The organism is Sulfurimonas iocasae, from assembly GCF_047716755.1.
Lineage (GTDB): Bacteria > Campylobacterota > Campylobacteria > Campylobacterales > Sulfurimonadaceae > Sulfurimonas.
This window is the reverse complement of the sequence record NZ_CP180409.1, coordinates 1,826,659-1,850,794: the sequence shown is the minus strand read 5'-3', so window position 1 is coordinate 1,850,794 and position 24,136 is coordinate 1,826,659. Positions and strand designations below refer to the sequence as shown.

22 protein-coding genes are annotated in these 24,136 nt (G+C 31.0%); 13 read left to right on the top strand and 9 right to left on the bottom strand.

Annotated elements, in window-relative coordinates; translation table 11 throughout:
* Positions 1-122: 122 nt before the first annotated feature.
* The 5 genes from ACLHDE_RS09315 to nifV are packed head-to-tail and all read right to left on the bottom strand — an operon-like array spanning position 123 to position 3,510.
* Positions 123-1,115, bottom strand: a complete 993-nt coding sequence (locus ACLHDE_RS09315; protein ID WP_415396152.1) for a leucine-rich repeat domain-containing protein — start codon at positions 1,113-1,115, stop codon at positions 123-125.
* Positions 1,116-1,124: 9 nt separating this feature from the next.
* A complete protein-coding gene (locus tag ACLHDE_RS09310) occupies positions 1,125-1,358 on the bottom strand; it encodes a hypothetical protein (protein WP_415396151.1) in 234 nt (77 codons plus the stop codon).
* A gap of 12 nt (positions 1,359-1,370) precedes the next feature.
* Positions 1,371-1,577, bottom strand: coding sequence for a CCE_0567 family metalloprotein (locus tag ACLHDE_RS09305; RefSeq protein WP_415396150.1), 207 nt, complete (start codon positions 1,575-1,577; stop codon positions 1,371-1,373).
* A 20-nt stretch (positions 1,578-1,597) separates the two neighbouring features.
* The gene (locus ACLHDE_RS09300; protein ID WP_415396149.1) at positions 1,598-2,413 is read right to left on the bottom strand and encodes a hypothetical protein; all 816 of its coding nucleotides are present in this window, start codon (positions 2,411-2,413) and stop codon (positions 1,598-1,600) included.
* Entirely contained in the window at positions 2,404-3,510 is a 1,107-nt protein-coding gene (gene nifV, locus ACLHDE_RS09295; RefSeq protein ID WP_415396148.1) for a homocitrate synthase, read from the bottom strand. Before nifV ends, ACLHDE_RS09300 begins: the two co-directional genes overlap by 10 nt.
* A gap of 156 nt (positions 3,511-3,666) precedes the next feature.
* On the opposite strand from nifV, the gene ACLHDE_RS09290 reads away from it, so the two are divergent.
* Genes ACLHDE_RS09290 through ACLHDE_RS09275 form a run of 4 tightly spaced genes read left to right on the top strand, consistent with a single transcriptional unit; the run spans position 3,667 to position 9,802 of the window.
* Positions 3,667-5,295, top strand: a complete 1,629-nt coding sequence (locus ACLHDE_RS09290) for a DNA cytosine methyltransferase (protein ID WP_415396147.1) — start codon at positions 3,667-3,669, stop codon at positions 5,293-5,295.
* 9 nt (positions 5,296-5,304) lie between these two features.
* Positions 5,305-6,768 carry a hypothetical protein gene (locus tag ACLHDE_RS09285; protein ID WP_415396146.1) on the top strand — a complete coding sequence of 488 codons (1,464 nt, stop codon included), beginning with the start codon at positions 5,305-5,307 and terminating at the stop codon, positions 6,766-6,768.
* A 3-nt stretch (positions 6,769-6,771) separates the two neighbouring features.
* Positions 6,772-8,763 (top strand): DEAD/DEAH box helicase, encoded by a 1,992-nt coding sequence (locus tag ACLHDE_RS09280; RefSeq protein WP_415396145.1) that lies wholly within the window; start codon positions 6,772-6,774, stop codon positions 8,761-8,763.
* Positions 8,744-9,802 (top strand): toll/interleukin-1 receptor domain-containing protein, encoded by a 1,059-nt coding sequence (locus ACLHDE_RS09275; RefSeq protein ID WP_415396144.1) that lies wholly within the window; start codon positions 8,744-8,746, stop codon positions 9,800-9,802. Before ACLHDE_RS09280 ends, ACLHDE_RS09275 begins: the two co-directional genes overlap by 20 nt.
* Before the next feature lie 21 nt (positions 9,803-9,823).
* Here the strand turns inward: ACLHDE_RS09275 and nifB are convergent, their stop codons facing one another.
* From nifB to ACLHDE_RS09260, 3 genes are all read right to left on the bottom strand, one after another.
* Entirely contained in the window at positions 9,824-11,281 is a 1,458-nt protein-coding gene (gene nifB, locus ACLHDE_RS09270) for a nitrogenase cofactor biosynthesis protein NifB (protein WP_415396143.1), read from the bottom strand.
* A gap of 84 nt (positions 11,282-11,365) precedes the next feature.
* Complete coding sequence (locus ACLHDE_RS09265; RefSeq protein ID WP_415396142.1) at positions 11,366-11,746, bottom strand: DUF362 domain-containing protein; 381 nt, start codon at positions 11,744-11,746, stop codon at positions 11,366-11,368.
* A gap of 3 nt (positions 11,747-11,749) precedes the next feature.
* A complete protein-coding gene (locus ACLHDE_RS09260; protein ID WP_415396141.1) occupies positions 11,750-12,139 on the bottom strand; it encodes a 4Fe-4S dicluster domain-containing protein in 390 nt (129 codons plus the stop codon).
* 108 nt (positions 12,140-12,247) lie between these two features.
* Here ACLHDE_RS09260 and ACLHDE_RS09255 point away from each other — a divergent pair, with 108 nt between their 5' ends.
* Together ACLHDE_RS09255 and ACLHDE_RS09250 are read left to right on the top strand one after the other, a co-directional pair.
* Positions 12,248-12,745, top strand: a complete 498-nt coding sequence (locus ACLHDE_RS09255; RefSeq protein ID WP_415396140.1) for a hypothetical protein — start codon at positions 12,248-12,250, stop codon at positions 12,743-12,745.
* A gap of 4 nt (positions 12,746-12,749) precedes the next feature.
* A complete protein-coding gene (locus ACLHDE_RS09250) occupies positions 12,750-12,938 on the top strand; it encodes a hypothetical protein (RefSeq protein ID WP_415396139.1) in 189 nt (62 codons plus the stop codon).
* An 11-nt stretch (positions 12,939-12,949) separates the two neighbouring features.
* Here the strand turns inward: ACLHDE_RS09250 and ACLHDE_RS09245 are convergent, their stop codons facing one another.
* Positions 12,950-13,174: a hypothetical protein gene (locus tag ACLHDE_RS09245; RefSeq protein ID WP_415396138.1), complete on the bottom strand. Its 225-nt coding sequence runs from the start codon at positions 13,172-13,174 to the stop codon at positions 12,950-12,952.
* Between the two features lie 159 nt (positions 13,175-13,333).
* On the opposite strand from ACLHDE_RS09245, the gene ACLHDE_RS09240 reads away from it, so the two are divergent.
* The 7 genes from ACLHDE_RS09240 (at position 13,334) to ACLHDE_RS09210 (ending at position 24,130) form a co-directional block, all read left to right on the top strand.
* Positions 13,334-15,364, top strand: a complete 2,031-nt coding sequence (locus ACLHDE_RS09240) for an EAL domain-containing protein (protein ID WP_415396137.1) — start codon at positions 13,334-13,336, stop codon at positions 15,362-15,364.
* Between the two features lie 55 nt (positions 15,365-15,419).
* Positions 15,420-16,415 (top strand): hypothetical protein, encoded by a 996-nt coding sequence (locus tag ACLHDE_RS09235; protein WP_415396136.1) that lies wholly within the window; start codon positions 15,420-15,422, stop codon positions 16,413-16,415.
* A gap of 168 nt (positions 16,416-16,583) precedes the next feature.
* On the top strand, positions 16,584-17,846 hold the full coding sequence (locus ACLHDE_RS09230) for a glucose-6-phosphate isomerase (RefSeq protein WP_415396135.1): 1,263 nt from the start codon (positions 16,584-16,586) through the stop codon (positions 17,844-17,846).
* A complete protein-coding gene (gene glgP, locus ACLHDE_RS09225; protein WP_415396134.1) occupies positions 17,846-19,486 on the top strand; it encodes an alpha-glucan family phosphorylase in 1,641 nt (546 codons plus the stop codon). The genes ACLHDE_RS09230 and glgP overlap by 1 nt, the downstream gene beginning before the upstream one ends.
* A 103-nt stretch (positions 19,487-19,589) precedes the next feature.
* Complete coding sequence (locus tag ACLHDE_RS09220; RefSeq protein ID WP_415396133.1) at positions 19,590-21,620, top strand: sugar phosphate nucleotidyltransferase; 2,031 nt, start codon at positions 19,590-19,592, stop codon at positions 21,618-21,620.
* Positions 21,613-22,101, top strand: a complete 489-nt coding sequence (locus ACLHDE_RS09215; protein ID WP_415396132.1) for a hypothetical protein — start codon at positions 21,613-21,615, stop codon at positions 22,099-22,101. Before ACLHDE_RS09220 ends, ACLHDE_RS09215 begins: the two co-directional genes overlap by 8 nt.
* Position 22,102: 1 nt before the next feature.
* Positions 22,103-24,130 (top strand): glycoside hydrolase, encoded by a 2,028-nt coding sequence (locus ACLHDE_RS09210; protein ID WP_415396131.1) that lies wholly within the window; start codon positions 22,103-22,105, stop codon positions 24,128-24,130.
* Positions 24,131-24,136: the final 6 nt, after the last annotated feature.

Sequence of the window (24,136 nt, the reverse complement as noted above, 5' to 3'; positions counted from 1 at the left end):
TCAAAAAGTAAAAAATGCAAAGTTCCACAAACCTTAAGTGATTATGGAACAAAAAAAGGGAGCTTTTTAATTATATATTTAAATTTTCATCTAGTCTCACTTAAAGTTTTGAAGACTTTCTGCTAAATATCGCAAAATTCCAGACTCTCTAAGTCTGGTCTTTGCAAGCCTTCATTCTCTTCAATATAAAGATTTTTTAGTTTTTTTAGTTTAAAAAATGATTCTGGAAACTTACTTATTTTGTTTTCATCAATATCGAGTTCCAGTAAGTTCTCAAGCTTTCCAATACACTCCGGTAACTCTTTTAATTGATTTGCACTTATACTTAAATAGTTTAATTTTTCTAATTCACATATAGCATCTGGCAAGTACTCTAGGTTGTTGTTATCAAGACTCAGTAGTTGTAAATCTTCTAATTTGCTAATATCAAAATCTATTTTACTTAGCTTATTGTCGTTTAGATTGAGTTTTATAAGCATATCGTGAGATTCCAATGATGGTAAGTCTGTAATCTCATTTCCTTCAAGTAGTAGTGTCTCTAACTCCTGAATTTTACTTATTGATTGTGGTAGTTTAGAAAAATTGTTGTATGAAAGATCAAGATAGTATAGAGATTTCATGTATTGAAATACTTCTGGCAGTTCCTTCAAACAGTTTGTATCTAAAGAAAAATAGAGTAGGTTTTTAAGATTGCTGAGTTTATCTGAGATAGTCTCAAGTGAGTTGGCTGCGATTGTTAACCTTGTAAGCCTGATTAGATTAAAAAACTCATCAGGTAGAGTTTTGAGTCTATTTCCATTAAGGTTTAAAATTACAAGTGATTCAAGATCCCCTATGCTTTTTGGAAGTTCACCTAAAAGATTGTTTTCACACTGCAGGTTTCTCAGCTTTTTCAACTTTCCAATATCAAAAGGCAACTCTGTTAATCTGTTTCCGGATAGTTTTAAAACTGTTAAGTTTGTAAGAGAACATATTGAATCAGGGAGTTCTCTAATTTTTGATTTTGTTAAATCTAAAACAGATAGATTTTTTAATTTATCAATATCTGAAGGTATTTTTGTACTAAGACTATTGTTCCTAATCCACCTAGAAAAATCTTTTAATTTATTATCCATAGTATTACCTTATCTATTGTTACGTTGATCTATTAAAAAATCTATCTCTTCAAAATCTATCTCGCCAAACTCTATCATATTAAACATAGCCATTAAAGGCCTTCTGCAACAAGTTTTATTACACTCAGTAACTAGTTTTTTTGCTTTTTTATATGGAAGATCCGTAGCTTTTAATATTTCAATCGCCTGAGAAACCGTTTTAGAACCACATTCACAAATAATTTTCTCTTTGGAATCATCCATAATAAATATCTTTTATTTTAGAAAGTCATATTGAGCTTTAAACTCATTTACATCTTTCATAGCTACTGCTATTTTTTGGCTAAGTTCAGGGAGTTTTACATAATCACTCCATATAGTGTCTTCAACTATATCGTGAACTTCACCTGCATACTCTATAACTATTCTTTTATACTTAGCAAACTGTTTTTTAATCTCTTTTTGCTCATCTGTTAATTTCATGGTATTTTCCTCTATTTGGTTTAAAACGCATAAATCATCTCTAAATTTATGTCAGGTTTTGTATTTTTGTAAAGTAGCACATACTCATCACTAAGATCAAATTTGTAAGATGCATACAAATCTGTAATCTCTTTAACATTACTGGGAATAAATGCAAATAACTTTTTTAACCCGCGGTGATAAATAACACCTCTTAAAATCTTCTCAGCATCTGAAAAAGCTGCATCCTCCATAATCCATGGAGAAATCTTTACCAGAGACTTGTCTATGGCATAAGAGTGCTGGTACCCAACAGACGTTGATAATACAAGTGATGATTGTTTAAAAAGAACATCCTTCGTATATGTGACTCTGCTCTCACCGAAAGCTCTTTTATCAAGGGATGTCATAATAGATAGGTAGTTTTCATTATTGATACTTTTAGCTGTAGCATTTGTAAAATTAAAAGCTACTGCTTCTCCGCCGTAGATCGCTTTTTTAAACTTAGCATATTCTTGAAAATCAAAAGATAAAAGTAAGTCTTTTTCATTTTTTCTTGACATAAACAGAATTGTTTTTTTATCTTCTTTTATATTATCTAGCAGAAGTTTTATTAGCCTTTTTTTAGCGTCACTGCTAATTTCAGGCATGTAGTAGAAGTTGTTTATAATGATGCTGTTATCTGACTCATAAGCTGATATAAATGCAACTAATCTGTTTTCATCATAAGCACCAAAGCATAAAGATTGGTTTGCATGAAAAGTTTTCATAACCAGTGATTTATCTATTATGATTGAAGAGCTAAAGAGTTCTAAGTCAGTACTAAAACTTTTATTTCTAATCCATCCTATGAACATAGATACAACTCTTTTAGTTCTTGAGGATTAAGCACTTTTTTTCTGTTTGTAACTATCTCTCTTACTATAGGGAGTATGTTTTGAACCCTCTGTGCTAAGGGTTTAATTCCGCTTGCTTTTAAATGATAGAGAAGGGTAGATGTGCCGGAATGCTTACCTATTGGAAAATATCTATGTAGACCAACCCCTTCTGGTTCAAAGGCTTCATACGAACTTGAGTTTTTAATCATACCGTTTACATGTATTCCTGATTCATGAGAAAATATATTTTCTCCTACTATAGGTCTAGAGCTGCATATAGGTCTGTTTGCCGCAAAAGATACACTTTGAACAAGTTCTTGAAGTTTAGAGGCGTTAATCTCTCTTTGTTCTTTAAACTGATGTTTTAAACTCATAAGTACTTGTTCAAATGAAGCATTTCCTGCTCTTTCTCCAAGCCCTATTACTGTTGTATTAGCACTAATTGCTCCGGCTTCTAGACCGGCTATAGCGTTTGCTGTAGCCATACCAAAATCATTATGTGTGTGCATCTCTATATCAAGGGAATTCTCTGCTGCTAAGTATGATATGTTTTTATAAGTCTGGTTTGGGGTTAATATTCCGATTGTGTCACAATATCTAAATCTATCAGCCCCAAAAGAAGCCCCAAGAATCATTAGCTCTTTTAAAAACTCATTATCTGCTCTACTAGAATCTTCTCCTCCGATGCAGACAAAAAGACCCTCTTGTTTTGCTAATCTTACGACATTTTCAAGGTTTCTAAATAATTTATCTTTATCACCGTTAAACTTAACATCAATAAGTGTTTGTGAAACAGGGATAGACAAATCAACAGCCTTAATCCCACATGAAAGAGAAGCGTCCAAGTCGCTCATAGTAGCACGGTTCCAACTCATAACTCTCATAGGCAGATTTAGAGCAAGTATCTCTTTTAAGTCATCTTGCTCTTTTTTACCCATAGCAGGAATACCTACTTCAAGTTCATCAGCACCAGATTCATAAAGTAGTTTTGCAATGTTGAGTTTTTCTTTTGTGTTGAATGCGACGTAAGGAGCTTGTTCACCGTCTCTAAGTGTAGTATCATTTATTATAGCCATGATTGTCGCCTTAATATTGTTATTACTAAGATATATTCATAAAGTGTTCCGTAAAAATATATAAATAAACTGTATTTAGTCAAATTTATTTTGTTTTGTTTTATTTATAGTTTATTTTGATAGAATTGTGAAGAGTTATTAAAATAAGGTTTTTTATTGTACAAAGTAGTAGATTTTTTTTGTGGGGGAGGGGGCTTCTCCGAAGGTTTTAAATTAGCAGGTTTTGAAATTATAGTTGCCATAGATAAATGGCAACCTGCAGTAACAACCCACCATGCTAACCACCCAAATGCAGATACACGACAAGATGATGTAATACGAATTTCAAATTTACCAGATGAAGAATTTCACGAATTAGTTCTAGATAGTGAAGTTATCATTGGTTCTCCACCTTGTACATTTTTTTCAAATTCAAATAAATCAGGAAAAGCAGATAAATCTTTAGGTGTTGAGTTAATAGAATCCTATTTGAGAATAGTTGCGAGAAAATATATAAAAAAAGACTCTATTTTAAAACATTGGGTTTTAGAAAATGTACCTAATGTATTTGACTATATCAAAGATAAATATACTTACAAAGAACTTGGTATTGATAAAGAAGGTACTTTTCAAGTTAAATACCCATCTTCTAGAGTTTATAATGCAAAGTATTTTAATGTAGCATCTAATAGAAAAAGATATTTTTGTGGGAACTTTCCTGAGCCAGAAGAAATTATTAAAGATGATTCAGATGTTAGAACAATTAATAATATATTATCTTATATCAAAGAACCAAATGAGAATTTAGAGGAAATGATTCAAGATCCCAATTATGATTTTAAAATGAAATCAAAAGATATAATGGATCACCATTATATTATGGAAATAGCTGATTTCGAATGGAAAAAAGCACAAAGGCAGAAGCAGGATAAAGGATATATGGGAAGAATGTCATTTCCTGAAAATTTTGATAAACCATCAAGAACTGTTATGGCAACTATGTCATGTTCTTCAAGAGAATCTATGATTTATCCTTTTATCCCAGATGAAGAAAGATATAGACTTCCAACAGTAAGAGAAATTGCTTGTTTAATGAGTTATCCTTTAGATTATAGATTTTATGGAAAAAGTAAAAGCATAAAATATAAACTTGTAGGAAACTCTGTACCCCCGAAAATGTCTTTTGCAATTGCTAAAGCAATAGCAATAGCAATAACAAATAATTTAGAATTACCAAATAAATATCAACCAATTGAATTTGACGATACAAAAGAAGATTTTAAAAACTTAAATGGAGATATTTTTCACATTAATATAGAAAAAGAAAAAAGACCAACAGCAAAATTTAAATATCACATACCTTATTTAATAGTTAATACATTTAGAGTTGAATTAACCAATAAATATTCAAACTTTGATAATTTAAACTTTAAATGGAATGCAGAGATTCATAAAAGTCAAGGTAAAACAGCAAGGACACATGTTCCTAAAGTTGATTTAAATATTATAAATAAAGAGCACAAAGAAGTTGTGAAAACTTTTATAAAAGAGTTACAAAAAAAAATATATAATGCAAATAATTTTCAAAATATATATTGCCAAACAGATTTAAAAAGAAAAGAAGAAAACCTATTTGGTCCATATGAATTACTTGATAGCATAAAGTTTTTTATTGAAAACAATATTGATAAAAAATATTATAAAGAAAATATACATATAAAAAACGAAAACATTGAAATTCCATACATTATTTTGATGGGATATTATATTTTAAAAGAAAGTAAAAAAAAGTTTAATAAAAAATAGGAGATAAAGATGACTTCAAAAGCACATATAGAAGAGATCGCGACCATTATAGGAAACGAAAAAAATGTTGTAGGTAAAGAACCTTTACTATGGGATGAAAGTATTAAACAAATGAAAGTTTATGAAATCCCTTTAGAACACCTAGTTTATAACCGTTATAATGGTCGTATTCTCAGTAGAACTAAATCAATTGAAAACAGTCGAGATAGAGAATTGGATATGAGTAACAAGGAAGACTTCAATTTAGTTGCTAAATTATTATGGAAATCAAGTAAGTCAAGAAATAATCAAACAATAAAAGACATCAATGATAAAGGACAACTCAAAACTGGCATCATTACTACAGATGGCGTCATAATAGATGGTAATAGAAGAGCCATGCTTTTAAATAAATTAGATAAAAAAGTTTTCAGAGCTATAGTATTACCAATATCATTTGATGAAAATCCATTAAAAATAGAAGAACTAGAAACAACTTATCAAATGGGTGAAGATGAAAAGCTTGGATATAACCCAATAGAAAAATACCTAAAAGCACAACAACTATTTAACAAACTAATTGAAAAATACACTGAAGATGAAGCCATTGATAAAATTAAAGATTGGATGGGGGAGTCGAAAGAAAAGATAAAAGATTACCTTGAAATTGTAAAGTTAATTGATGAATATTTAGCATACCTCGAATATGATGGAATATATGCTATGGCTGATACACCTAGTGATGGTAAAGAAGACTTATTTTTACATCTAAAAAAATGGATACTGAAATATTTTGATAAACAAAGTTCAGATGGTTTTGATGGGTATACTAATCTTGATGTAGAAGAATTGAAATTTATATGTTTTGATTACATTAGAGCAAAAATTGGAAAATCTTACGATGGTAAACTATTTAGGGAAATTGCTGATGGAAGAAAAGGCAACCATTTTTTTGGTGACAAAGATATTTGGAAAGAGTTTAAAAAAAAACATAATGATATAGTAACTTCTCATATTCAAAGAATTGATACTGAAATGCCTATAGATTCTAGTTCAAAGAATATTGAAAGTCATTTATCCTCAAGAGATACAGAATTTAAGAATTCTGTTGTTGATGAATTAGAAGAAAATATATCGCAATATAAAACTGAACTTGGTTATAAAAGAGCTTCCATACAACCTATGAAACTTACCAATGATGCTAAAAAAGCACTATCGGCAATAGACAGAAAAAATAAAAGTTTTGAAGATAAGGATGTTCTAGATGATGTTGCAAAAGTCAGTGAAGTTACAGCAGAGTTATTAAGAACTAAATCTATTGTGGCTTTGATTGATCAACTTATGTATACTTTAGATGCCTTAGAAAATGTTGAACTTAAAAGTATCATAGAAAATAAAGAAGAATCACTTGAATGCTTAAAAGAACTTAGAGAGATACAACCATTAGATAAACTTGCTTATGATTTAGAAAAAAAAATAAAAGCAGAAAAGTAAATTATGTTTAAATCATTTAATATTGGCATATATAATGATAATTATATAGTTTCAGGGGATATTGAATCATTATTAAAAGATAAAAAAATTATATTAATGGCAAAAAGTTTATTCAAAGCTTATATTCAAGATGAAACACTAATATTACCAATAAAAAATATTAACAAAAAGAATCAGTTATATGATTTGATTAAATTCTTTGAAAGATTTGGTTTTGTTACAGATACAAGTAATGAAGTTAAAGAGAAAGAACTTGCATTTGAAAGAGAACAAAATAGCTTTTTGAAATTTTCTTTAAAAGCAAAAAAAATAAGAAATAATGAATTCGATACAGAACCAGAATTATTAGAAAACTTTAAAAATTTTAAAGGTGTTTTAGAAAACAATATGTCAAGACAGCTTTATCCTTTACAACTACTATCGTCTTTCCATATGGCATTTTCTCAAAATAGTTGTAATTTTGCCGTTCCTGGAGCTGGTAAGACATCAATTGTTTATGGTGCATATGTTTATCTAAAAAGTCTTTCTAAAGATAACCCGAAATATGTTGATAAACTTCTTGTAATAGGTCCTTTATCATCATTTGCTCCATGGGAAAATGAGTATAAGGAGTGTTTTAATAAAAAAGCTGACAGTCAAAGAATGTCAGGTGACGCAACAATTTCAAGGATAGAAAAAGAACAACACCTATATTCTGCAAAGCCGAAAGAAATTACTCTTATTTCCCATGCTGGTGTACCTTTATTAGAAACAGAAATAATAGATTTTTTAAAATCAAATAAAGTTATGGTGGTAGTAGATGAGGCACATAGAATTAAAAATGCAAATGGCATTTGGGGGAATAGCGTAGTTGAAATATCAAAAGAGGCAAAATCAAGAATAATTTTAACAGGAACACCTGTACCAAATGGATATGAAGATATATTTAATTTATATAGATTCTTATATCCATTTAAATATAAAGATATTCTGCAAATTCATTATGATCAGTTAAAAGAAATGACAAAGAATTCACTTTCTTTTGATGATGCAAGAGTTAAAAAATTTATTGAGAATATTTCACCATATTTCATAAGAATAAAAAAGAAAGATTTAAAAGATAGGTTACCTTTGAAAATTACTGAAAATATTGTTGAGGTAGAGATGGATGAACATCAAAAAGAAATTTATGATTTTATTGAAGAAAAATATGTAAAAACGTTTCAACAAAATTCGTCTGGAACAGTAAAAGATGTATTAAATAAAGCAAAATTAATACGTTTACGACAAGCCTCAACTAATCCATCTTTACTTATCAAGCCATTGCAGGATTCTTTAGAATATTTTGATGAAGAAATTGATCCTAATGATAAATTTACTGACATCAATGATTTAAACGTAGATGATAGCAGTATATTTAGAAAGATTCTTAGTTATGAACAACTTTCTATACCAAAAAAATTTATTAAAATAAAAAATCTTTTAGAAGAGAAAATTTTTATCAATAATGGTAAAGCTATAATATGGACTATATTTATTCAAAATGCGGAACAACTTCAAAAATATTTAAATAAACAAAATATTCCTTCTAAACTTTTAATTGGAAAAGTCCCACAAGAAGAACGAGAAAGAACTATTGAAAAGTTTAATAATCCAGAAAATATAGAATTTAAAGTAATAATCGCAAACCCTTTTTCTGTAGCAGAATCTATTTCTTTACATAAAGGTTGTCATAATGCTATCTATTTGGAACGAGATTATAATGCATCTAATTTCTTACAATCTAAAGATCGTATTCATCGTGTTGGGTTGGATCTAGATATTGTAACAAACTATTATTATCTTATTTCTAAAAACTCTATTGACACAATTATCAATAAAAAGCTTGATATAAAAGTTGAAAGAATGGAAAAAGTAATTGATGAAGAGATACCTCTTTTTAGTAGAATAAATGATTCTGATGAAACAGATATAATTAATGGATTAATAGAAGATTATGTTAAAAGAACTAAGTAAATATAATAATCTTGGGACACCTTCCTATTTTTATGATTTTTTTTCTTTAATAAACAAAGATAAAAAGATAACTGAACAAGAAATAAAAGAATACTTTTTTAATAAAACTATTGATAATAGACAAGTGTTTGATGGGTGTATTCCGTTACTTAAAATACTAGATATAATTAATATAGATGAAATACAAAAAACTATTAGTATAAATCCACTTTATAAAGAAACAATTACCTCTTTTGATATTTTTAAAGAAAATATATTAGAAAGTTTTCTATCAAAATATCAAAAAGACAGTGATTTTTATAAAATATTTATAGATTATACTTTTGAAAAATTATATTCCAAAACTATTTTGATTAATGCTTCTGCTTTTAAACTAAAATATATGAATATAAAAAGATTTCTCATAGATTTTAATTTCTTAATTCATCATCCAAATGAAAGTTATTATTTAATTAATAAAATATATATTAAATTATTTAATAAGTATATATTAGCTCAAATAAGCAATGATAAAGAGAATCAAGAAATTGACATTAATGACAAGGAAGAAGAAGCACCAAAAGTTTTTATTTCTTACTCTTGGGATGATGAAAATCATAAAGGTTGGGTATTGAATTTAGCAAATAAATTAGCTGAAAATGGGGTAGATCCAATATTTGATAGATATGAATTACAACCAGGTTCAAATGCCCCATATTTTATGGAGAAAGCTTTAAGGGACGCAGATAAAGTACTTATTATATTTACTGAGAATTATCAAACTAAAGCAATGGGAAGAAAGGGAGGAGTAGGATATGAATATTCAATTTTAAATGCAGAAATTTGTAAAAATATTACAGATAATAAAAAATATATTCCTATTTTACGAAGTGGTTCAATGCAGACGAGCATACCACCTTTTATGCAACAATTTATTTCAATTTATATGATAGACAACTCACAATATAATGGGCAAATAAAAGAAATTTTACATTGTATTTTTGATAAACCATTGATTCCAAAACCTAAAATTGGTGAGAAACCTGATTATGTAAAATGATTTTTAGTAGAAAAAAAGAGCTTATCCTAGCTCTTTTTCATTATTATTGAAGTGTTTTTTAACTGAGTCAAAAACAGATTTTTCTATTGGTTCATTTGCATAAGAGTCATCACAAATAAGTCCTATTTCATTTAGGTCGTTCATTGGACACTCACCGATTTTAGCAGTTAAAAGAATATCTACATCTTTTAGTGAAGTTTTTATTTCTTCAATAGGGTTATAATCTTCACCATAATCAGCACCAGAGTATGAACTCTCTATCTTTCTATGCATTACAAATTTGATAGCTTTGTCACCAACTTCGTAGATTAAGAACTCTTGCGCTGAGCCAAAGTGCATATTAATCATACCTTCACCAGCGGTAGTGATAGCTACAAGTTTTGTATCACCATTTGAGCTTAACTGCTCTTTAGAAGCTTGTTCTATTTTTATACGATCATTTGCAGCTTCAAGGTGTGTACGCCAGTTTTCAATAGCTTCATGTTTTTGAACTCTAGCTTTTATATTGTATTTTTCTTCCAATGCCTCAAAACTCATTCCGACAAAAACGTTAGGTGTAAACTCATCACCTCTATCTTCTCCGATAAGCCCAACTGCATCTGCACGACACTGACGACAGTGGCTCATAAGTTTCATATCCATTCCACAAGCTTCTTGAGCAGCCATAGTCTCTTGATCCGTTGCACTAGGCATACCTTCTAGACCAAACTTAGTACCAAACTCCGCAGATGATAAAAGAGGCATAATGTTGTGTAAAAATACATTCATCTCTTTTAATTTTTTAGCTACGTTTGGAAGGTCTTTGTTATTTACTCCAGGAATTAAAACAGAGTTAGCTTTTACAAGGATGCCCCTGTCTGTAAGCATCTTTATACCTTCTAATTGTTTTTCTAAAAGTATCTTTGCACCCTCGGCTCCCCAAACTTTTTTATGTTCCCAGTGTACCCATGGATAGATTTTACTTCCAATCTCACCAGTTGCATCTACTGTATTTATAGTCACAGTAACATGATCAACATTATATTTTTCTATCTCATCTATATAATCAGCAATCCTAAGACCGTTTGTAGATAGACAAAGTTTTAAATCAGGTGCTTTTTCTTGTAGCATTCTAAATGTATCAAAAGTTTTTTCAGGGTTTGCAAGAGCATCACCAGGACCTGCAACTCCAACAACTGATAGCTGTTGAATATCTCCACCGACATATAAAACTTTTTTTACTGCTTCTTCGGCTGAAAGTTTACCGCTTGTTACTCCGGGACGTGATTCGTTTGAACAGTCATATTTTCTATTACAGTAGTTACATTGAATATTACATGCTGGAGCAACTGCTACGTGAATCCTTGCATAGTGTTGGTGAGCACCTTCACTGTAACATGGGTGAGCATTTATTTTTTCTTTTATAGCCATTGCCTCTGGGTTATTTGGATTGAACCCCGCATCGCTTGCTGTGCCACAGCCACCTGTTGAACAACTCATAAAAAATCCTTTAAATTTTATTTCTTAGGAGATACAATTCATAAAGTGTTCCATGGGGTAAAAAAGAGATTGAAAAATCTCTCTTTAGATAGCTACTTCCATTTGGGCTTCTCTTTGTTCTATAGAGATACTTTCTCTGAAAGGTTTTGGTTTATTCTCAGGCGAGAAAATTCCAAGTTTTTTGTGAGTGCGTATATTGTATTTGCCATCTTCATGACCCTGCATATAATAGTCGTTAAATTCTGCAGTGTATGGCATATCCCAAACTATTGCACCTTCGGTAGGACATACGTAAGCGCATTTTGGTACAGATGCATCTACACACTCTATACACTTTTCTGGTTTTACATAAACATAATCAGCATCTATGATTGGCGAATCATCTACACTGACTATTGCCGTAGCTGGACACTCATCTATACAAGTATCACAGTTAATGCATAAATCTGTAATGATTACGGACATCGTTTAGGCCCAGCGACCGATGTTTGCGTGTGACTCACGGTCACTCATAGATATTTCGGCAATAAATTGTTGTTCTTTTTGTTCTGGCAACATTAAACCTTTTTTCTTATGCTCACGAATTTTATATGTTCCAGCTTCATTACCATCTTTATAATACTCGTTAAAGTCCATAGTATATGGCATATCCCACACAATAGCACCTTCAGTCGGACATGCTTCAACACATCTAGGTTCATCTGCGTGACCAACACACTCAACACAACTCTCAGGTTTTACATATAAAATACCGTCTTTAGGATTTTTCTCATTGTCCTCTTCTAAAATTGCCGCAACTGGACACTCCGGTGCACATGCATCGCAAGAGATACACTCATCTGTAATTAAAACTGCCATATCTAACTCCTTAATATTTAATATAAATATTTATACATTAAGTGTTCCCTTTAAAGGTATATAACTTGCATATATATTTATACAAATATATTTTAAAGAGGGTTGAGTATGGAAGTTATAGTTGATAATAGTAGTAGAGAGTTGAAAAAAACGGATAGGAAAGTTGGCAGTGAAGCTCCTGCTTCAAGAGTTATGATGTTAAATGGCGAAGTTAAAGTTATTGGTATGATGGCAGATAAGGTTCAAGTTATTATAACTTTAGCAAACTCTTATGATTTAACTGAATCTTTATTAAGCGTAATCAATAAATATTCTGATAAATCATACATATATATAATGACTTCAAAAGAGTTAGATACTAAGTATGATGACTTTATGACCTCTATTGATATAAAAAATTTAACATTAAAGTATGGTGTAAATATAGAAGATAATTTATGTGCAAAATCTATTTTTATAATTTCTAAAGATGGTGAGATAGAATATAAAGAAGTTTTAGAAGATGTTATTAGTGACTTTAATCTAGAACTATTTGAGAAAGAGCTTGATAAAGCGGTAGAGTTTAAGAAAAAAGGTCATACACATGAGAATTGGATGAGTGTGTAGAGTTATGGGAATAATAGAAGATAAAATAAAAACTGATTTGATGCAGAGTGTCTATGCAGATAGTATAGGTATATATGAGTTTATAGATTCTAGATTTTCTTTAAGTGAAGAAAAAAGAGATTTCATTATTAAAAAAATCAATACTTTAAATGATGAGCTTTTAATTATTTTAAAAGATGTAAAACTCTCATAATAAAATCTAATTTATACTATTGTATCAACTTCTATTTTATAATAGTCAGTTATATCACTGTATTTTAAATCTTCGTATTCACTTGATATAACTTCGTAGTTTAGTTTTGTTATCTCATCTGCTAAACTATTTTCTTCAAAATTAATAGATGATAAATATTTGAATCTTTTAGCTACATCTTTTATGGTCAGATTTGTATCAAAATCATTTGGATTAAATTGTTTTTTTATTTTCATATCTTCTCCTGTAATAATTTAGTATACATATTGTATACCAAAACAGTGTTTTACAATTAGATGGTACATAATATGTATAGAAAAGATTAAATAATAAACATAAATTAGAAGATTTAAAGTAAATGTTGAGTTATTATAATAAAAAAATGAGGTATCTATATGAAACACAAAGATTTTTTTCAAAATAGAGATGAACTTTTTAAGACTTTTTTAGAAAATACTCGTGATTTACTTTTTATATCGCAAATAGATAAAAATGGAATGGAAATAGTCTATGCAAACGAGACAGCAAAAGATAGACTGGGTTACTCATTAGAAGAAATGAATGAAATTGGTATTGATGGCTTTAGAAAACCTATAGACGAATTTCATAGTTTTAAGCAACATATTGAAGAACTTAAAAACAAAGGTGATAGAACAGATTATGCATCTTTAATCTGTAAAAATAAAACAGAATTTTCAGTAGAAATAAATGCAAAAATAATTAATTACTATGATGTTGACTACAACATAGCTATCGCTAGAGATATAACAGATAGATTAAAGTATGAAACACAGCTTGAAAATGAAATAGATAAAAAAACAAAAGAGCTTAATGAGAATATTCAAAAATTAAAAAGTTATAAAGATGCTATGGATGTTAACTCCATTGTAACTATTTCAGATACGCATGGAAAAATAAAATATGCAAACGATAAGTTTTATGAAGTATGTGGATTTGAAAAAGATGAAGTAATAGGAAAAAGTCATAACATTGTTAGACATCCTGATGTACCAAAAGAGGTATTCACAGATATGTGGAATACAATCTCATCTAAAAAAATATGGCGTGGCAAGCTTAAAAACTTAACAAAGCATGGTGATTTATACACAGTTCAGGCAGTTATAGTCCCTATTTTAGATCATAATAATGATATTGTAGAATATATAGCTACAAGATATGAGATAACAGATATTGTAAACAAACAAGAGGAAATTGAAAAACTACTAATAACAGATGCATTAACAGGGCTATACAATAGATTCCATCTAAATGAAACACTAAATACTGCAGATAATAATGCCAGTATAGCTCTTATAGATATAAATGGATTTCATGAGATAAATGATTTTTATGGCGATGAAGTTGGAGATATGTTAATTGTAAAATTATCAAAGATTATAAAAAAGAGATTAAAAAACAACTACTTGCTATTTCATCTTTCAGGAGATGAGTTTATAGTTTTTAACAAATATGTATCAAGAGATAAGTTCATTAATGAGATGATTGAGACAAATAATTTTTTAAATACTAAAACGTTAACAATAAAAGATAAAACATTTTATTTAAATATAACTATGTCATTATCATTTGAGGATAAACAAAATTTAGTCTCATCAGTGCACCTTGCAAAAACTTATGCAAAACAAAATAGTTTAAACTTCAATATATATACTGATGAAAATACACTAGATAAAGAATATAAGTCAAATCTAACATGGTCAAATAGAATTAAAAAGGCTATTCAAGATGATAGAATAACTGTGTTTTTTCAACCAATTGTTGATACAAAAAGCAAAAAAATCATTAAGTATGAGTCTTTAGTCAGGATGATAAGTAAAGATGGTGAAGTAATTTCTCCATATTTCTTTTTAGATAAGGCAAAAAAATCAAATCAATATACTAAGATTACTAGAATTGTTATAGACAAAACACTTCAAAAAATGCTTACATATGATTTAAAATGCAGTATCAACATCACTATTGAAGACATGCAAAATGAAGATATAAAACAATATATATATGATAAACTAGATGAGTTTGAGAAATGTAAAAACATCACTTTTGAACTTGTAGAGTCAGAGGGTATTGAAAACTTTGATGAGGTTGATGAATTTATAAAGGTTATAAAATCTTATGGTTGTAAATTAGCAATTGATGACTTTGGAACAGGGTATAGTAACTTCGAATATTTACTAAAATTAAATGCTGATATTATAAAGATAGACGGTTCTCTTATTAAAGAGATAGATAAAAATCAAGATTATTATGACATTGTAAAAACCATAGTAAGTTTTGCAAAAATCAAAAATCTGAAAGTTGTTGCAGAGTATGTTAGCTCACAAGCCATATATGATAAGGTTTTGGAACTAGATATTGAGTACTCTCAAGGTTATTTTTTTGCAGAACCTAAACCTTTATTAGAATAAATAATTTGCTATAATATTTAAAAGATACTCAATAAACTATACAAAGGAATCAAATATGCGTAACACATTATTAAATATAATTGTTGTTTGTCTAGTGTTAAGTACTACTAGTCTAATGTCTAACGATCAATGCTCCGATATCTTAAATGATGGAATAAGAGACACATATGATTTTTCAGACACTAGCACTATGCAAGAAAATACTTATGACTTGATATGTAAAAAGAGTAATATGTCTAACAGTGGTTCATCTGGTTTTTCTATTGATTTACCTCTTCCGGATTTAGGAATGTTTGGATTAGGAAGTAGAAATTCTCATAACCTTAAGAAAATTAAAGAGTTTTGTAAAAATTCTTCAAGTAGCATAAGTAAGAAAGATGCACTAACCTTTACAAAAAGCATTAGTAATAAAGATGTTGTAAAAGCTTGGGAAAGATGTATGAGTTCTAAAGGTTTATATTGTAAAACGGAAAATACAAGTGATACAAGCTTTAAATTAAAGATAACCTGGGACCCGAATACTAAAGCATATGAACCTGAAATAAGAGATGACTTATTTATATCTCATGGACACTGTGTAAATACAACTTTAATTAAAATCGGTAGTAAGATAGAACAATTTGCTCCTATTGTAATAAATTGTAAAAGAGATGGCAACAAAGATGCAGTATTTGCGTCATTTAATACATCCCAAGGAGCAGTAGAGTGTAGAGTTCCTAAACTTAAAATACCTATAAAACCAAAAGACTACTTAACATCATGTATAGAAGGAAATTATAAAGGTTGTGTAGGCATGATGGATGAAGCACAAAAAAAATATAAATCATGTAAAGAAAATGTTGATCTCTTAAGACGAAATGATGCTGATGGTCAAGTAATATTTTATGAAGATAGAAAATGTGGCAATCAAGTAGCCAATACAAAAGGGACAATTGCAATCATCGAAAACATGTGGAGAGATTGTAATATTGATTTTGATATAGATGCTTGTATTAATTCTAGAAATATACTAAACAGTGTAGTTAATACTCCTATAAAAGGTCGATTTTAATAAGAGCTAATTCAGGGTTATTACTTCTTGTGAGGATATGACCCAGCACTTACATTATATACTTTAATGTCTCAAGCAGTTTAAATTTTAAGATTATAATCATTTAGTATTAGTTAATGTCAAATGGTGTTATAATGTGAGAATGTAAACTGAGTGTGAGGGTTTGTCATGTTGCAATTTAGTCATAAGTTTAAGTCAGATGCAGATACAAAGTATATTATTGATAAGGCGTTTATTGATATAAAATCAGAAAAAGAGAGTGGTCGTATCGGCTATTATTTTTTGCCTCAAGATTCTTTAAATATACTAGGTGATATTACACAGTTTTGTAAAAACAGCTCCTTGCTACAAAGCAAAAAAATCAAAAATATTGTTTTGATAGGAATAGGCGGCTCTTCACTCGGAATTAAAGCTATAGACACACTTTTAGCACATAAAAACACAAGCGGAAGAAAACTCTTTTACTTTGAAAACTCAGATCCTCTTAATATATCTACAACACTCTCAAGTCTTACTAAAGAGGAATCGCTTTTTATTGTCATATCTAAATCAGGTTCTACTATTGAGACTATATCGATTTTTAAAACTATAATAAAGCATTTTAACTTAGATTTTAATACTCAGGACAAAGAGCGTGTCATCACAATAACAGATGAACTTTCTCCCCTTTCAAAATTCTCTGATGAGTATGATATAAAACAGTTCGACATACCTTCAAATGTTGGTGGAAGATTTTCTATCTTAAGCAGCGTAGGTGTTGTGCCACTTTATTTGGCTGGATATGATGTAAAAGCAATACTTGAAGGTGCTTGGGCTTTTGCAGATAGCTTTTTTGATTCTAAAGAGAATCATCTGCTTGAAAAAGCCGCTTTTTATGCTATTAACTCAGAATCAAAACCTATGAATGTGCTCTTTTCATATGCCAATGAACTTGAAAACCTGACAAAGTGGTATATACAGTTATGGGGTGAATCATTGGGAAAAACAACTTCTGAAGGAAAGCATGTAGGTTTGACACCGATTGGTCTTATTGGTGCAGTGGACCAACACTCATTTTTACAGCTTATTATAGATGGACCTAACAATAAAACCGTTACTTTTATAAATATTAATGATTTTGAAAACGATATCATAATTCCTGAAATCTCACTTGCATATTTGCAAGATACAGACTTTGTAAACGGCAGAAGTTTTGGCGAACTTATAAATGCGCAGTGTAAAGCTACAAAAGATAGCCTAGAACAAAGCGGGATTGTTGTTGATAGTATCTCTTTCGATAAGATTCAAGAGGGTAATATAGGAAAAATTATCATATATTACGAGCTGCTCACATCTCTTGTTGGCGCGATGTTGAATGTAAATACATATAATCAACCGGGAGTAGAACAGGGAAAACATCTACTTTATGAGCACTTTAAAGGAAAAAAATAATGAAACTGCATACTTATCAAATCGACCCGAAATATAAAACTAGTGTTGCCTATTTTTCAATGGAGTTTGGAATTCATCAGGGCTTGAAGATATATTCTGGTGGACTAGGATTTTTGTCTGGCTCACATATGCGCAGTGCCTACGATCTAAAGCAAAATACAGTTGGGGTTGGTATATTGTGGAGTTATGGATATTATGATCAGAGACGTAATTCAGAGGGGACTCTGCATGCTGATTTTATCAGAAAACATTACTATTTCTTGGAAGACTTGGATATTAAGATTAAGATTAATATCCATTCAGAAGATGTATATGTGAAAGCGTGGCTTTTGCCACCGGATGTTTTTGGTTCTGCCCCCTTAATCCTTTTAACTACAGACATAGATGAAAACAACTTTATATCCCGCACAATCACACACAAGCTTTACGATTCAAATGAAGAGACGCGTATTTCACAAGAGATAGTCCTTGGCATCGGCGGTGTAAAAGTTTTGGATAAATTAAATCATGAAGTTGATATCTATCATATGAATGAAGGACATGCTTTACCTCTGGTATATGAGCTTTATGCTAAGTACAGAGATATGCAAGAGGTGAAAAATAGAGTTGTTTTCACGACACACACGCCCGAGGACGCAGGTAATGAGAAACATAATATGAACCTGCTCCACAAATTCGGTTTTTTTAACGGTCTCTCAATGGATGAGGTGCGTCAGTTGACTATGGAAGATGGAGAAAATCTTAATCTTACGGTAGGGGCTTTGAGGTCTTCAAAAATATCCAATGCGGTTTCAAAGTTTCATGGAGAAGTTGCTAACAGAATGTGGAAAGATATTGAAGGAAAATCTGAGATAATATACATTACCAACGGACAAAACCGTCGCTACTGGACAGACAGAGTAATGCTCAATGCCTTAGATGCACACGAGGAGTATGAGTTGATTGCCAGAAAAAAACATCTTAAGCGCGTGTTGTTTGATATTGTAGTAGACCAGACTGGGCAGATGTTTGATCCTGAAGTACTGACGATTGTCTGGGCAAGACGCTTTGCGGAGTATAAACGACCTGGACTTTTAAAGCAGGATATAGAACGTTTTAAAAAAATGATTACCAGTGTAGATTATCCTGTTCAGGTTATCTGGGCTGGAAAACCATACCCATTTGACACAAATGCAATAAACACCTTTAATGAACTGATAAATATGAGCTGTGAATTTAAAAATATGGCAGTTTTGATAGGTTATGAGCTTGAACTTTCGCGTATTATGAAAAAAGGGAGTGATGTCTGGCTCAATACCCCAAGAGTATCACGAGAGGCAAGCGGTACTAGCGGTATGAGTGCGAGCATGAACGGCTCTGTTCATCTATCCATAAATGACGGGTGGCATCCTGAATTTGCAAATGATGGTGTTAACTCCTTTACTATACCTGAGATTGACCATAATAAGCCGATAGAAAAGCAAGATTATGAAGATAATAAAAACTTGATGGATATTCTAGAGAATAAAATTATTCCGCTTTATTACAATGAACCGAAAAAATGGATAAAAATAGTCAGTAATGCTATGTCTGACGTTATCCCGGCATTTGATTCTGGTCGTATGGTGCATGAGTATTACACAAAGATGTATGATTTATAATCTTTTGTATAGATTAACATTAGCTTAACATTATTAAATTATGATGATATAGTTAAAAAAAATTAATTATGTTAGAGGTAATTTTTTAAAATTAGGAGCATAAATGAAAGCAGTAGTATTAGCAGGTGGTTTTGGTACTAGAATTCAGCCTTTAACAAACTCTCAACCAAAGCCAATGCTGCCAATCATAAACAAACCTATGATGGAGCATACCATGCTCAAGCTTAGGGATATCGGTATAAAAGATTTTATCGTACTGCTTTATTTTAAACCAGAGATTATAGAGAATTATTTTGGTGATGGAAGCAGATTTGGCATCAACATCACTTACCTTCTCCCTGACAACGACTACGGTACGGCAGGCTCTGTTAAACTTGCAGAAGAACTTATTGGTGATGAGAATTTTATAATAATTAGTGGTGACCTTGTCACAGATTTTGATTTTAATAAAATAATAGAGTGTCACACAGCTCGTAGATCAAAGCTGACTATAACGCTTACCTCTGTTAAAAACCCGTTGCAGTTTGGTGTAGTCATTGCCGATGAAGATGGAAAAATAGAAAAATTTTTGGAAAAACCAAGCTGGGGAGAGGTGTTTAGTGACACTATCAATACCGGTATTTATATAATTGAGCCTGAAATTTTAGAGCATATCCCTAAAAATACAAATTTTGATTTTGCAAAAGATTTGTTCCCTCTACTTATGAAAAAAGATATAGATCTTATTGGATGCAGTGCTTTTGGATACTGGAGAGATGTCGGAAATCCTGAGAGTTATAGAGAAGTCCATGATGATATTTTAAATGAGAGAGTAGAATTTAACTTTGAAGGGATAAAAAAAGTTTTTCCTGATGGCATCCTTTACAGTGCGCAAAAGTATGAGCTAAAAGATGGTGTAGATATTTTGGACAAAGTGGTACTTGGAAAAAATGTCACTATTGGAAAAGGGGTAAAACTCCACAATGTGGTTATAGGTGACAATGTTATTGTGGATGATTTTTGTAAGATAAGGAATAGTGTAATATGGGATAATGTAGAGATTCAAAATAATGTAATCCTTGATAGTTGTGTTATATGTAATAACAATATACTTGGAAATAATATGCAGGCAAAGGCCGGTCTAATTCTGGCAGAGGGGTGTGAAGTCGGGAGTCTGGTCTCAATTGAGAAAGATATAATTATATGGCCAAACAAGATAATAGAGGGAGCTTCAATAGTCACTAATAATGTGATTTGGGGAAGCAAGTATAAAAACTCTATCTTCGAGGATGGAAGCGTTTTTGGTATAAGCAATGTTGAGCTCTCGTGTGAGATGGCGACAAAGCTGGCAGAAGCATTTGCATCGCAATTTCCAATAGGCAGTAAGATATATATATCAAGGGATTATCACAAAAGTTCCAGAATGCTTAAGCGTGCTTTTTTAGGCGGGGTTTTGGCATCTGGCGTAGGTGTTGTAGATCTTCATACACTCCCATCATCAGTTATGAGATACAACCTTGCCGCACACAGCGATATCGCTGCAGGAGTACATATTAGACAGCATATGCTAAATCCTGCCAATATTAAGATAATATTTTTTAATGAGGATGGCTTGAAAATAAACTCAGCTATGGCAAAAAATGTAGAAAAGACATTTTTTAAAGAGGAGTTTAAAAGGGTTAATTACAGGGATATAGGAGAGATAATAGAATACAATCACAATAATCATGTCTGCATGAAATATAAAGAGGCTATAAAAAACAACATAAGCAGAGATATTCTTGCTAAAAACAGTTTTCATATAATCGTTGACCTTATGTCAGGAGGTACAGCAGATATTTTTCCTAAAGTTTTAAATGATCTTCACATTGATAACATCATACTCAATGCTTATCCTGATGAGAAAAAGTTAGAAAATCTAGGAAGTGTGGAAAAACGTTCAAAAGGTGAGGTCTCATCCATTGTTAAGAGTCTTAATTCGGATATGGGGTTGATAATATATCCAAATGGACAAAAACTTACTATTGTGACCGATTTGGGTGAGGTCTTAGAGAAAGAGACAACACTTTTTGTTATTCTATATTTGATGAATCACGAGAAAAATGAGAAAAAATACAAGGTAATTCTTCCGACCTGGGCAACCGGATATGATTGATGGAAGTTTTGAGAACCTTGAGCTAGAGCGTGGGAAATATTCAGAATTTAAAGCATCACAACTTAAATCATATGATTTAATTGCAACTGTTGATGGAAATTTTGCTTTTAGTGAATTTACACTTCATCATGATTCTATGTTTTGTGCTTTAAAGATTGTAGAGATGCTAATAAAGTTTGATTTGAAACTTTCAGAGATTGTAAAGAAGATAGAGCCTTTTTATTACACTTATGAAAAAGTAGCGTGCAAACAGTCTTTAAAAGGTAAAATGATGCGTAAGTTTCTTGAAGAAGCAAAAGATAAAAAATCATCATCCATAGACGGTGTGAAAATATGGACTGCCAAAAATGACTGGATACTTATGATACCTGACCAGTATGAAGATTCTCTAAATCTGTATATACAAGCTCAAACAAATAAGAGTGGGAAAGCTATTTATAAAAAATATACTCAAAAAATAGATAGATGGGCAGAAAAATAAAATGAATAAAACACTAAAGCTCTCATTTTTATGGCATATGCATCAGCCTGATTATAGAGATAGTGAGGGTATTATGAAAATGCCTTGGGTATTTTTGCATGCTATAAAAGATTATTATGATATGCCTTGGATGCTTTCAAAATTTTCAAAACTAAAAGCTACTTTTAACCTTACACCCTCACTTATAGAACAGCTAAATCTTTGTTCTGAGCCTTTGAAATATGACTATTTCTTTCAACTTTACAACATGCATCCTTTGGAGCTTTCAAGTAGCCAAAGGGAGTGGTTTGTAAAAATCTGTAAATCTCCTAATTATGACACTGTAATTAAGCCGATGCCGCGTTTTAATGAACTCTACTATCTTGAAAGTTTTAGCGATGAGGAGTTAATTGATCTACAGATGCAATTTCTCTTGGCATGGTGTGGGAATTATCTTCGTTTGAACAATGAAACAGTAAAAGTATTGTTTCAAAAAGAGCGTGACTACTCATCGGAAGATAAAACTTTACTGCTTGATACACTTAGTGCTTTTATCGGTGAAATTCTTCCATTTTACACCTCTTTATTGAAAAGAAAAATTATTTCAATTTCTACAACTCCATATTTTCATCCCATACTTCCTCTTTTAATAGATATGGACAATGTGCAAAAGGCAAACATTCATACAAAGACTCCACAAAATCCACTTTCTTTTAAAGACGATGCCATCAAACATGTCAAACGAGCAAAAAAACTTTATAAAGAGACCTTTGGAGTTGAACCTGTGGGTTTTTGGCCCGCTGAAGGAGCGGTAGATGTCAAAAGTATAGAGATATACAAAAATGAGGGGATTAAGTGGATTGCTACGGATGAAGATATACTTTTTAAATCTCTGGGTGATAATAAAAGAGCAAATCTCTATAAGCCATATCAATATAATGAAGTATTTATCGCATTTCGCGATCACGCTATGAGTGATTTAATAGGTTTTGATTACAGATTCAGACCTGCTTCTCAATCAGTAGAGCAATTTATCTCAGCCATTGCACCTTTGGCTTCTGAAGATAAGCAAGACACACTCTTTATAATTCTAGATGGAGAAAATGCATGGGAGTATTATAAGGATAATGCTTATCCATTTTTTATGAAACTTTATGAAAAGCTTTCAGACCTTCCTTGGTGTAAAACAATCTGCATGGATGAGTTGATAGAGGATGAAGCTTTAGAACTTGAGAACTTGAAGCCCGGAAGTTGGATAAGCGGTGATTTTTCAACATGGGTTGGACATCCTGATAAAAATCGAGCTTGGGAATTGCTTTTTCAGGCTCGAAGAGATTATGATAATTATACCCATGAAATAAGTGATAAAGACTATAAGACAATTGAAAATCATTTTTTAACTGCACAGTGCAGTGACTGGTTCTGGTGGTATGGTGATGAACACTTTACGGAGTTTGCTGCAGAGTTTGACATGCTTTTTAGAAAACATCTCATAAGTATATATGAACTTTTAAATATGCAACCTCCGGAGGGCTTGTTTGAACCTATTATCAAGCATAAAAGCGGAACTTCTTTTATACTTAAACCTCAAGCCCATATTTATCCTAAAATAGATGGAAAATCTTCATCTTTTTTTGAATGGATAGGTTGCGGAAGCATTGATGAAAATAGAATTTTCTCAAATATGGAGCGAACCAGAGGAGCTGTTGAAAAAATTAGATTTGGACATAACGAAGATATGGTATATATAGCCTTTGATGCAGATATGACAAAGATAGACAAAGAAAAAACAGTTTTGGAGATAATAATCGAGGAACTCTCAGAGACTATAAGTTTAAACTTGAATGAGCAGAAACATCAATCTGGTATTATCATGAGTGTACACAGTAGTATTGAAATTGCTCTTGCTAAAACTGTTTTTGAAGCTTTAAGTATTGTTCATCTGCGTTTTAAGATACTCAAAGAGGGTAAAGTCATTCAGACATTGCCAGGTTGTGGTGCTTTGGAACTGCAACTGGATGAAGATTATAGCGACAGCTGGTTTGTATAGGAGTGA